Origin of the sequence: Brachybacterium sp. HMSC06H03, assembly GCF_001807385.1 — a bacterium.
In the GTDB taxonomy this organism is placed as follows: Bacteria; Actinomycetota; Actinomycetes; order Actinomycetales; family Dermabacteraceae; genus Brachybacterium; species Brachybacterium conglomeratum.
The window spans coordinates 1-10,738 of the sequence record NZ_KV788960.1; the positions used below are offsets into that span (position 1 = coordinate 1).

A 10,738-nucleotide genomic window follows, 5' to 3' on the forward strand; every position below is an offset into this window, starting at 1 on the left:
GCGGCCCCGGCGAGCCGGGCGGCGAAGCTCGAGGCGCCGGCCCCGCCGCACCCTCCGGCCACGCCGATCAGACGGGCGCCCGAGCGGGTGCGGGTGAGCTCGGCAAGGCGCGAGAGCAGCTCCTCCGAGGCCGAGGGCAGCGGCAGGACCGCGAGGGCACCGGCCTCGAGCGCGAGGGGCCACAGCTCGGCGGGTACCTCCTCGGCGGCGAGGACGACGATCAGCGGGGCACGGCCCGGGGCGGCACCGGGCGAGCGGGGTGCGCCGTCGCGGAGGGCGTCGGCAGGGACGACGGTGCAGCCCGCCGTCTCATGAGGCTCCTCGAGGAGCCAGGAGCCGGCCGCCGTGGCATGGTCCGCCACGAGCTCCCGCAGGGGACCCTCCGGCCCCACCCATCGGACACCCCGACGGGGCTTCCCTGGGCTCTCGGCGCGGTCCTTCCCGGCGCCCGGGAAGCGGGAGCGGGGCCGTCTCGGCGCGCGGGCCGGGGAGGGGTCGAGGGAGGCGGGAGCTGAGGTCCGCTCGGGTCCTGCAGAGCTCGGCGAGCGGTCGGCGGCGGAGGCGATCGTGCTGGTCATGCCGCCATCGTGGCGAGCACGGGCGGAGTGCGACAGGCCGTCGGCGCGACGGTGGACGGACGGGGTCTGTGGAGGAGAGGTCGCCGGGACGGGGGTCCTTGCGTCCTCTCGTCCGGGCGCGTACTGTGAGATGCACCACGACGGATACCGGCACCGGAACCCACGTACGACTGGTCCCCGCAACGGACCGGCTGTGAGACGTCGACAGCGTCACCGCAGCTGCTTCACGTGTACGCCTGATCCCGATGCAGACGGCCCGTCAGGAGCGGCGGTGCGACTCGATCGCACCGCCGCTCCACCATGTCCGGAGCCGGCGCGGGAGACGCCCGGGCCGGAGCGCCCTCAGAGCTCCAGGTCCACCACGACCGGCGCGTGGTCCGAGGCGCCCTTGCCCTTGCGCTCCTCGCGGTCGATGAACGACCCGGTGACCGCGCTCTGCACGGCGGGGGAGCCGAGCACGAAGTCGATGCGCATGCCCTCCTTCTTCGGGAAGCGCAGCGCCTGGTAGTCCCAGTAGGTGTACACCCCGGGCCCGGGATGCTCGGGCCGCACCACGTCGGCGAAGCCCTCGTCCACGACCGCGCGGAAGGCCGCCCGCTCCGGCTCGGTGACGTGGGTCTTGCCCTCGAAGAAGCCCATGTCCCACACGTCGTCGTCCTGCGGGGCCACGTTGAAGTCGCCGACGAGGGCGACCTTCGCCGCCGCGTCCGCGGCGAGCTCGCGCGCGCCCTCGGCGCGCAGCGCCTCGAGCCAGCGCAGCTTGTAGGGGTAGTGCGGGTGGTCCAGCTCGCGGCCGTTGGGCACGTACAGCGACCAGATCCGCAGCCCGTCCCCGACGATCCCGCCGAGCGCCCGGGCCTCGACCACCCCGGTCTCGTCCTCGGGCCAGGTGGGAACGGCCGGGAGCTGCGTGCGCACGTCGGACAGGCCCACGCGCGAGATCAGCGCGACCCCGTTCCACTGGTTCAGCCCGTGCGCCGCGACCTCGTAGCCGGCCGCCTCGAGCGCGGTGAGGTCGAGCTGGGCGGGCTTCGCCTTGATCTCCTGCAGGGCGAGGACGTCCACCTCGTGCCGTTCGAGGAAGGTGAGCACGCGGTCCATCCGTGCCCGCAGCGAGTTGATGTTCCAGGTCGCGATGCGCATGGTCCCGATCCTACGGGGCCTCGGCGCACGGCTGTCGGGAACCGTCAACGGCGCCGCCCGGACCTGCTTAGACTCTCTCCATGGCGCGCGCACTCGTCACGGGATCCACTTCAGGGCTGGGACTCGAGTTCGGCTGGCAGCTGGCCGGCACCGGGCACGACCTGGTCCTCGTCTCGCGTGACGAGGACCGGCTGCGCGCCGTCGCCGAGCAGATCCGGGACGTCCACGACGTCACGGTCGAGGTGATGTCGGTCGACCTCTCCGACCGCCGCGAGCTCGGGCGGGTCGAGGTCCGCCTGACCGACCCCGTCGACCCCGTCGACCTGCTCGTGAACAACGCCGGCTACGGGCTGCGCGGCGGGTTCCTCGAGGTGGGGATCGAGGACCACGAGAAGCAGCTCGACACCCTGATGCGGGCCGTGCTCGTGCTCTCCCACGCCGCGGCCCGGTCCATGGTCCAACGTCGCCGCGGAGCGATCCTCAACGTCAGCTCCCTCGCCGGTTACCCCACCGCCGGCCCCTACGCGGCCTCCAAGAGCTGGGTCACCGTGTTCACCGAGTCCCTCGCCATGGAGCTCAAGGGCACCGGCGTCACCGCCACCGCCCTGCTGCCCGGCTTCGTCCAGACCGAGTTCCACGAGCGGGCCGCGATGTCGATGGACGGGCTGCCCCGCATCACCTGGCTGAAGGCGCCGTACGTCGTCGAGCAGGCGCTGAAGGATGCGGCCAAGGGCTCGGTCCTGTCGATCCCGTCGGTGAAGTACCGCACCGCGGGGGAGATGTCCCGGATCGCGCCGCGACCGCTCGTGCGCGCCATGACCTCCCCGGACTGGTACCGACGCCTGCAGGCGCGGTCGGTGGAGCGCTCCCGCCGTCGGGCCTCCCGCCGCAACCTGCGCGCCCCCTGGCAGCGCGAGGACGACGCTCTCTGACGGGGTGGGCATCCACTACCCTGGCCGCATGTCCTCCACCAGCACGGATCCCGTCCACCAGCTCCCGATCGACGAGGCCCGCGAGCGTCTGCGCGTCCTCATCCGCGACCTCGCCGTGGTGCGCGGCCGCGTCACCCTCTCCTCGGGAGCGGAGGCGGACCACTACGTGGATCTGCGCCGCATCACCCTGCACCACGAGGCCGCGCCGCTCGTCGGCCGCGTCATGCTCGACCTGCTGCAGCGCGAGGGCCTCGTGCCCGGCGTCGAGGCCGTCGGCGGCCTGACCCTGGGCGCGGACCCCGTGGCGACCTCGCTCCTGCACGCCTCCGCCGCCGATCCGGCGCTCGATGCGCTGGACGCTTTCGTGGTCCGCAAGGCGAACAAGGCCCATGGCCTGCAGCGCCGCATCGAGGGCCCGGACGTCTCGGGTCGCCGCGTCGTCGCGGTCGAGGACACCTCCACCACCGGTGGCAGCGTGCTCACGGCCTGCGAGGCGCTCGCCGAGGCCGGCGCGGACATCGCCGCGGTCGCCGTGATCGTGCACCGCGCCGACGCCTCCCGCGACGCGGTCCAGCAGGCCGGACACCGCTACCTCTCCGCCTACGACATCTCCGAGCTGGAGATCTGAGGCCGAAGCTCCCGGAGCTCCCGGAGCACGACCGGTCCCGGCCCGTCCGGATCAGACCTGCTCGGCGGCGAAGGTGTCGCAGGAGGCGATCGTGCCCTGCTCGTAGCCGGTGGTGAACCAGGCCCGACGCTGCTCCGAGGAGCCGTGGGTCCAGGTCTCGGGCCGCACCTGCCCGCCGGCGACGTCGCCCTGGATGTGGTCGTCGCCCACGGCGCTGGCGGCCGAGAGCGCGGACTCGATGTCCTCCGCGGTCAGCGGCTGCAGCATCGCATTGCCCTCGTCGTCCACGGAGCTCGCGGCGTGATGCGCCCACACCCCGGCGTAGCAGTCGGCCTGCAGCTCGAGCCGCACCCCGTCGGACTGCGGGCCGGTCTGGGAGCGGTCCGCGGTCTCCATCACCCCGGTCAGGTACTGGATGTGGTGGCCGTACTCGTGAGCGACCACGTACATCTTCGCGAGCTGCCCGCCGTCGGCCCCGTACTGGGTGGCCAGCGAGTCGAAGAAGGACACGTCGACGTAGAGGGTCATGTCGGCCGGGCAGTAGAAGGGGCCGACGTCGGCGGTCGCCGCACCGCAGCCGGTCTGCACCTGGTCGGAGAAGATGAGGCCCTGCGCCTCGACGAAGTCGATGCCCTCGGCGGGGGCGAGCTGCCCCCACGTGGAGTCCGCGGACTCCACGGTCGCCTGGACCAGGCAGTCGTCGCGCTCGTTGGCGTCGGCACCGGTGAGGCAGTGGTCCAGCGAGCCGCCCTCGGCCGCCGGCCCCTGCTGCGTGCTGCTGCCGCCGCCGAGCAGGTCCAGCGGGTTGCCGCCGACCAGCGTGTAGATCAGGACCACCACGAGCAGCAGGCAGCCGGCGCCGCCGCCGAGCTTGAGCCCGCCGCCGCCCCGCCCGCCGCCTCGCGGGGAGAAGCCGCCCCCGCCACGACCTGCGGCGGAGACGTTGTCGGAGCGGATCTCCGCGTTCGGGTTGAAAGTCATGCGCACAGAGTAGACCGGACATCCGCTGTGAACAGCCGGAACAGCGTTCGTGGAGGTCCTGGGCAGGACGCCGGCGGGCCGGGGCGCGCGCCCGGGGCGGGCACCTAGACTCAGGGGCGGGCCGACGAGGTCCGACTCCTCCACCACGACCTCCGGGAGCCACCTGCATGAACATCGTCGACTGGGCCGTCTCGACCATGGACGCCCTCGGGCCGCTCGGCGTGTTCCTGCTGATCTTCCTCGAGAACATCTTCCCGCCGATCCCCTCCGAGGTGATCCTGCCGCTGGCGGGCGTGACCTCCGCCGGGCCGAACCAGTCCTTCTGGCTGATGCTGCTGGCCTCGATCGCGGGATCTGTCGTCGGCGCGTGGCTGCTGTACGGGATCGGGCGCCTGCTGGGCCCCGAGCGGCTGCGGGTCATCTTCATCCGCCTGCCGCTGGTGCACGTGGAGGACTACGACAAGACCGTCGCGTTCATGGACGAGCACGGCTACAAGGCGATCTTCTTCGGCCGCTTCGTGCCCGGCATCCGCTCGCTGATCTCGATCCCGGCCGGCCTCTACGCGATGCCGATCGGGATGTTCACCCTGCTCACCGCGATCGGCAGCGGCATCTGGAACACCCTGTTCATCACCATCGGCTACTTCATGGGCTCGAACTGGACCGTCATCGAGCCCTACACCGACATCTTCTCCAACGTCGCCTACGCCGTGATCCTGCTGATCGTGCTGTGGTTCGCGGTCAGGCTCGTGCTGCGCGAGCGCAAGCGCCGCAGGCTCGGCCTGCCCGACCCCGACGCCGAGGAGCTCAAGGCGCTCGAGGAGGAGAAGGACCCCGAGCGCGCCGAGGAGCGATGAGCGAGGCTCCCCGCGCAGCGGACCCCGGCCGCGAGGTCGGCGTCGGCCCCCATCCCGAGCCCTGGCCCGAGGACCCCCGCCTGGATCCGGAGCTGCTCGCCGGCGGCGACCGCCGCAACGTCGAGGACCGCTTCCGCTACTGGCGGCGCGAGGCGATCGTCGCCGAGCTCGACACCCGCCGCCACGACCTCCACGTCGCGATCGAGAACCTCGAGCACGACGCGAACATCGGCTCCGTGGTCCGCACCGCGAACGCCTTCGCCGTCGGCGCCTTCCACATCGTCGGCAGGCGCCGCTGGAACCGCCGCGGCGCCATGGTCACAGACCGCTACCAGCACGAGATCCACCACCCCGACGCCGCACACCTCATCGCCTGGGCGCGGGAGGAGGGCAGGCCGCTGGTCGCGATCGACCTCGTGCCCGGGGCGGTCCCGCTCGAGCGCACCGCCCTGCCCCGGAACGCCGTGCTCGTGGTGGGGCAGGAGGGGCCTGGGGTGAGCCCCGAGCTGCTGGAGGCGGCGGACCTCGTCGTCGGCATCACCCAGTTCGGCTCGACCCGTTCGCTGAACGTCGCCGCGGCCGCCGCGATCGCGATGCACGCCTGGGTGCTGCAGCACGCCGAGATCCCCGAGGGCCCGCTGCGCTGAAGCCTGCCGGACCTGAGCGTCGGCAGCGGCTCAGTCGCACTCGGACTGCGCGAGCGGCACCCGCACCGCCATCTCCAGGCCCTCCGTGGGGCCGTCGAGATCGACGCCCAGGTGGTCGTTCCAGGTCTGCACGGACAGCGCGGCACCGTTGTGAGGATTCGTCCCTCGCAGCCCCGCGCCGGTCGCACGCTCCTCGCGATCCAGCGCCCCGGTGTCCATCGCCCAGGCCTCCATCTGCGGGCGGACGGCATCGGCCAGTGCTCCCCACCCCTCGCCGTCGACCGGGAGGGTGCTGTGGTAGACGGTCGAGACGTACTCGCAGCCCGCCTCTGTCCGCTGCACCGTGGCCGCGCCGTCCTCGGAGAGCTGCGCGTACTCGTCTGCTCGCTCCGAGACGGAGGTCGCCAGGTCCGCGAGAGGCTCCTCGACGAGCGACTCGGCCTGCGCGCGAGAGAGCGGTCCCGCCGTGTCCGCAGCGATGCCCGGTTCCGTGGCCGACGGAGCGCAGGAGGACAGCAGCCCGCATACCAGCATCGCGGTGCACATCGCGAGCGACCGGCCCCTCCTGGCTTCCAGCTCGCCGTCCTGTCGCATTCCCCGCCCCTGTCCCGTCGTCTCCCCGAGCACGGCGTGCGTCCGCCGGGGAGTTCTCCCCATCGCCGTCCCCGCGAGAGCGCCGTACCGTACCTGCATCCGGGTGGTTCCCGGTAGGGGAAGGATAGTCATGTTCTACGGCAGCGAGACCGATGGCGTGCGTGCGCACGCGGAGCGCCTGGCGGGTGGGGGCGCTGCCCTCGAGCAGATGACCACGAGGCTCGGCACGATCGTGGACGGGGTCGCGTGGATCGGGCAGGATGCCGAGCAGTTCCGCGTCCGGGCCGACAGCGACGCGAAGAGCCCGCTGAGGGAGGCGGCCGATCGACTTCGCCTGCTCGCGCAGGAACTCGAGCGGGAGGCCGACGAGCAGGACCACGCCTCGGCGCCCGACGGGGTGGGCGGCGGCGGGCAGGTCGACGGGGACGAGAACAAGTTCTGGATCTGGCAGGACGGCTGGGCGCCGCCGTGGGGGAGCACCGCCGACCTGCAGAACGACATCCCTCTGGACGCCTCGGAGTTCACCGTCGATTCGATCAACCAGGAAGGGAAGGGGAACTGCGTGCCTCTCTCCACCCTGGCGGCCATCGCGCAGGCAGACCCGGAGTTCCTCGCTGATCACGTGCACAGGGTAGGGCGGGAGCGCTACGAAGTGGATCTCTTCATCGACGGGCAGTGGACCACGGTCGAGGTGAAGGGAGAGATCGACAGGGACGGGGTCCGCGGCCCTGACGGGAACCAGAACTGGGCCACCCTCTACGAGCAGGCCCTGATCCAGGAGGGCGTGCTGGACGAGGACGGCACCTACAGTTCGAACGAACAGGGTGCGTCGGTGTTCCGCGCCGCGACCGGCGGCGAGTTCGAGTACGGCTACGACGGAGGGTTCCGAAGCGCCGACATGCCCCATTACAGAGAAGTCGTGCGCGCGGCCGAGGCCGGGAAGCCGGTGGTCCTGTGCACGGAGAACTCCTCGGTCTCCGCGAACGGCGTCGAGATCGTCGAGCAGCATGCCTACACGGTGGAGTCAGTCAACCCCGACGGATCCCTCACCCTGGTGAATCCCTGGGGTGCCGATTCGAACTACGACCCCGAGGACGGAACACACCGGATCACCGTCAGCCAGGAGGAGTTCGATCAACTCTTCGACGGTGTCGTGATCGCGGATGCACCCGAGGACTGGGAGAGGTGACCAGGATGGCCAACGCCGAGGTGGAACAGGCCGACGGTACGATCCGCGCGCGCGTCGCGCAGGGGACCCAGCAGACGGTGGGCCCTCTCCTGATCGGCGTCATGGGGGTGCTGCGGGACGAGGACGGACAGAGCACCGGAGCACGGATGGAGGTTCGGGTCCACCGCAGCCTCGGGACGACTGCCCCGGGGATCGTCCACATGGAGATCGGCGACGGGGTCGAGATCGCCGGGGCAGGAGTCCTGCATCTCGCCGCCGTCGTGGACCCGCCGGCGACGACGACGTCGAGCACGTCGCGGTCGCAGATCTTCCTCGAGCTCGGACAGGACGGCGCGACCCCCTGATCCAACGCAGCGGCCCTGCCGTCCACCCGGGACCCCCGGCCGGAGGATGCCGGGTGCCCTGTGGAACAATGGTCACGATCGGACGACCCCGCGCGGAGCACCGCCGGTCGTCATCGACCCCACCGACGAAGGAGAGTGCCCCCATGGCAGTCGTTTCCCCGGATCAGTACGCAGAGATGATCGATCGCGCCAAGGCGGGCAAGTTCGCCTACCCGGCCGTGAACGTCTCCAGCTCGCAGACCGCCACCGCCGCCCTCCAGGGCTTCGCCGAGGCGAACTCCGACGGCATCATCCAGGTGTCCTTCGGCGGCGCCGAGTACCTCTCCGGCTCCACCATCAAGGACCGCGTCGCGGGCTCCATCGCGCTGGCCGAGTACGTCCACGCCGTCGCGAAGAACTACCCGATCAACGTCGCGCTGCACACCGACCACTGCGCCAAGGAGGTCCTCCCCACCTGGGTCGAGCCCCTCATCGAGTGGGACCTCGAGAACCGCGTGAGCAAGGGCCTGGACCCGCTGTTCCAGTCGCACATGTGGGACGGCTCCGCCGTGCCGGTCGACGAGAACCTCGAGATCGCCGAGAAGCTGCTCGAGAAGTCCGTCGCCGCCAAGAAGATCCTCGAGATCGAGGTCGGCGTCGTCGGCGGCGAGGAGGACGGCGTGGAGGCGAACGTCTCCAACGACAAGCTCTTCTCCACCCCCGAGGACGGCCTGAAGACCGCCAAGAAGCTCGGCCTGGGCGAGCGCGGCCGCTACCTCACCGCGCTGACCTTCGGCAACGTGCACGGCGTGTACAAGCCGGGCAACGTGAAGCTGCGCCCCTCGGTCCTGCTGGACATCCAGAAGGCCGTGGGCGCCGAGTACGGCCAGGACATGCCCTTCGACCTGGTGATGCACGGCGGCTCCGGCTCCACCCTGGAGGAGATCCAGGAGGCCGTCGACAACGGCGTCATCAAGATGAACATCGACACCGACACCCAGTACGCCTTCACCCGCCCCGTCGTCTCGCACATGTTCGAGAACTACTCGGGCGTGCTGAAGGTCGACGGCGAGGTCGGCAACAAGAAGGCCTACGACCCCCGCGCCTGGGGCAAGAAGGCCGAGGCCGGCATGGCCACCCGCATCGTCGAGGCCTGCGAGAACCTCCGCTCGGCCGGCACCCACCAGGCCTGAGCGACCACCTGATGCGCTGAGCGCCGACCCGGCGCCTGCACGAGAAGGACCCCGGAGCCCCAGGGCTCCGGGGTCCTTCCCTGTCCGGAGACGAGCCGGCCGCCGCGGCGCTCCGCGGGGGTGGCCGGCGGCGGTCAGCTCACCAGCGGTTCCCGGCGGCGCGGCCCATGACCCGCTTCAGCGCGGGCAGCACGTCGGCCAGGAAGATCCCGGCGATGATCACGCCGGCCAGCATGAACAGCATGTTGCTGCCGCGGCCGATCGGGTACGGCAGGGAGAGGAAGCCCAGCAGCATCGCGACGCCGGTCAGCACGCACCAGAACACCTTCGAGCGCTTGCCCGCGGCCGTGTAGGCGTCGGGGCGGAAGCGCAGTGCATTGACGAACGCCCAGATCTCGAGGGCGAGCAGGGCCACGGCGAGGACCAGGAAGATCCACATCTGGATGAGGGCGATCATCGTTCCAGGATAGGGGCGCGCCCTGGACGCTCCCCGCAGACGCGCCCCTCACCCCCTGAACCGCGCTGCTCGCGCCCGGGTCGCCGCGGCGCCCGCGTCCCGGGCCGCGCCGCCCGCTCAGCGGCGGCGCTCGGGATCCGAGCGATCCGTAATCAGCAGTTCGAGCGCCTCGGTCGTGGCGGGCGGCTCCACGGCCTTCATCTCCTTCGTCATCGGGCGCGGGCCGATCGCGTCGCCGTCGGCGGCGATCACCAGGCTCGGGAGGAACCTCTTCGCCTCTGCGGCGGTGAGCCCCGTGGCCTGCAGCAGGTCGATCGCGAGCGAGCGCAGCTGGATCGTGAGGGTCACGCCCTCGAAGTGGCCGGCTCGCCCCGGCCGCAGCCCCTCGTCGTTGCGCAGCAGCATCTCGGGGGTGAGATAGGAGCCGAACAGCCGCAGCCGGCGACGCGCCGTGGTGAAGTCGACCTCCTCATGGGTGACGGCGACCCGCAGCTCCTGCACGGCGTCGCGGGCGGCGAGCAGAGCGTCGGCCAGGGTCGAATGGGCGTCCCCGCGCACGGCCTCCAGGAACTCCGCCTGGCGGCGCGCGATCACGCGCAGGTTCCGCATCGCCCGGTCGGAGCCGACCAGCAGATGCTGGATGCGCTCGACCTCCTCAGCATGGCGCAGCCCGGTGGGGGAGAAGGTCGCCATCTCGTTGGCGACGTCATTCGCCAGGCTCCACTCGTCGGTGTACTTCTGGGAGACGTCGCGCAGATTCCGCAGCGTCGCCCGCGCCACCCCGCGGTCCCCGGTGCGGGCGGAGACGGCAAGGCTGACCAGCGAGTCCTCGAGCTCACGGTAGAAGGAGTCCGCGGCACGGGACTGGAGTCGGCGCGGGTTGCCGGAGAGCAGCAGGTGGATGACGAGCGCCACGCTCACGCCGGTGAGCGCGTCCAGCACCCGCCCTCCCGGGGTCATGGTGGGGGTGGCCGGCATGATCATCACCAGCAGCGACTGGATGGTGACCTGGAAGCCGAAGAGATTGCTGGACTCGAGGAAGCGCGCGAGCATCCCCGCGCCGAACACGACCACCAGGATCTGCCAGGCGCCGGAGCCGATCACCTGGCGGGCCAGCTCCCCCAGGAGCACGCCGAGCATCACGCCGCAGCCCAGCTCGACCACTTTGCGCATCTTCTTCTCGATACCGAAGCCGATGATGATGAAGGCGACGATC

General features: G+C 71.3%; 12 protein-coding genes and 1 pseudogene. 7 read left to right on the plus strand and 6 right to left on the minus strand.

The genetic code is table 11. The features are described 5' to 3' along the window. Together HMPREF3159_RS16030 and HMPREF3159_RS16035 are read right to left on the minus strand one after the other, a co-directional pair. Window positions 1–578, minus strand: a pseudogene (locus HMPREF3159_RS16030) (hypothetical protein); the annotation flags it as partial. A 342-nt stretch (window positions 579–920) separates the two neighbouring features. Further along, window positions 921–1,721: an exodeoxyribonuclease III gene (locus HMPREF3159_RS16035; protein ID WP_070502205.1), complete on the minus strand. Its 801-nt coding sequence runs from the start codon at window positions 1,719–1,721 to the stop codon at window positions 921–923. 80 nt (window positions 1,722–1,801) lie between these two features. Between HMPREF3159_RS16035 and HMPREF3159_RS16040 the strand changes: the two genes are divergently transcribed. Further along, window positions 1,802–2,653 carry an SDR family NAD(P)-dependent oxidoreductase gene (locus HMPREF3159_RS16040; protein WP_070502206.1) on the plus strand — a complete coding sequence of 284 codons (852 nt, stop codon included), beginning with the start codon at window positions 1,802–1,804 and terminating at the stop codon, window positions 2,651–2,653. Window positions 2,654–2,681: 28 nt separating this feature from the next. Further along, complete coding sequence (locus HMPREF3159_RS16045) at window positions 2,682–3,281, plus strand: orotate phosphoribosyltransferase (protein WP_070502215.1); 600 nt, start codon at window positions 2,682–2,684, stop codon at window positions 3,279–3,281. Window positions 3,282–3,332: 51 nt separating this feature from the next. Here the strand turns inward: HMPREF3159_RS16045 and HMPREF3159_RS16050 are convergent, their stop codons facing one another. Continuing rightward, on the minus strand, window positions 3,333–4,262 hold the full coding sequence (locus HMPREF3159_RS16050) for a KPN_02809 family neutral zinc metallopeptidase (RefSeq protein ID WP_083305996.1): 930 nt from the start codon (window positions 4,260–4,262) through the stop codon (window positions 3,333–3,335). A 167-nt stretch (window positions 4,263–4,429) separates the two neighbouring features. Here HMPREF3159_RS16050 and HMPREF3159_RS16055 point away from each other — a divergent pair, with 167 nt between their 5' ends. Both HMPREF3159_RS16055 and HMPREF3159_RS16060 read left to right on the plus strand, forming a co-directional pair. After that, on the plus strand, window positions 4,430–5,119 hold the full coding sequence (locus HMPREF3159_RS16055) for a DedA family protein (RefSeq protein WP_070502207.1): 690 nt from the start codon (window positions 4,430–4,432) through the stop codon (window positions 5,117–5,119). Beyond that, window positions 5,116–5,766 carry a TrmH family RNA methyltransferase gene (locus tag HMPREF3159_RS16060; RefSeq protein ID WP_070502208.1) on the plus strand — a complete coding sequence of 217 codons (651 nt, stop codon included), beginning with the start codon at window positions 5,116–5,118 and terminating at the stop codon, window positions 5,764–5,766. The genes HMPREF3159_RS16055 and HMPREF3159_RS16060 overlap by 4 nt, the downstream gene beginning before the upstream one ends. A 30-nt stretch (window positions 5,767–5,796) precedes the next feature. Here the strand turns inward: HMPREF3159_RS16060 and HMPREF3159_RS16065 are convergent, their stop codons facing one another. Beyond that, window positions 5,797–6,300, minus strand: coding sequence for a hypothetical protein (locus HMPREF3159_RS16065; RefSeq protein ID WP_141748271.1), 504 nt, complete (start codon window positions 6,298–6,300; stop codon window positions 5,797–5,799). 190 nt (window positions 6,301–6,490) lie between these two features. Between HMPREF3159_RS16065 and HMPREF3159_RS16070 the strand changes: the two genes are divergently transcribed. The 3 genes from HMPREF3159_RS16070 (at window position 6,491) to fbaA (ending at window position 9,065) form a co-directional block, all read left to right on the plus strand. After that, the gene (locus HMPREF3159_RS16070) at window positions 6,491–7,549 is read left to right on the plus strand and encodes a calpain family cysteine peptidase (protein ID WP_070502210.1); all 1,059 of its coding nucleotides are present in this window, start codon (window positions 6,491–6,493) and stop codon (window positions 7,547–7,549) included. Window positions 7,550–7,554: 5 nt separating this feature from the next. Beyond that, window positions 7,555–7,893 (plus strand): hypothetical protein, encoded by a 339-nt coding sequence (locus HMPREF3159_RS16075; RefSeq protein ID WP_141748272.1) that lies wholly within the window; start codon window positions 7,555–7,557, stop codon window positions 7,891–7,893. Between the two features lie 143 nt (window positions 7,894–8,036). After that, the gene (gene fbaA / locus HMPREF3159_RS16080; protein ID WP_070502212.1) at window positions 8,037–9,065 is read left to right on the plus strand and encodes a class II fructose-bisphosphate aldolase; all 1,029 of its coding nucleotides are present in this window, start codon (window positions 8,037–8,039) and stop codon (window positions 9,063–9,065) included. A gap of 139 nt (window positions 9,066–9,204) precedes the next feature. On the opposite strand, the gene HMPREF3159_RS16085 is transcribed toward fbaA, so the two are convergent. Together HMPREF3159_RS16085 and HMPREF3159_RS16090 are read right to left on the minus strand one after the other, a co-directional pair. Next, window positions 9,205–9,522: a DUF2516 family protein gene (locus HMPREF3159_RS16085; RefSeq protein ID WP_070502213.1), complete on the minus strand. Its 318-nt coding sequence runs from the start codon at window positions 9,520–9,522 to the stop codon at window positions 9,205–9,207. Between the two features lie 117 nt (window positions 9,523–9,639). Beyond that, a partial coding sequence (locus HMPREF3159_RS16090) for an FUSC family protein (protein WP_070502214.1) occupies window positions 9,640–10,738 on the minus strand: 1,099 nt, incomplete at its 5' end.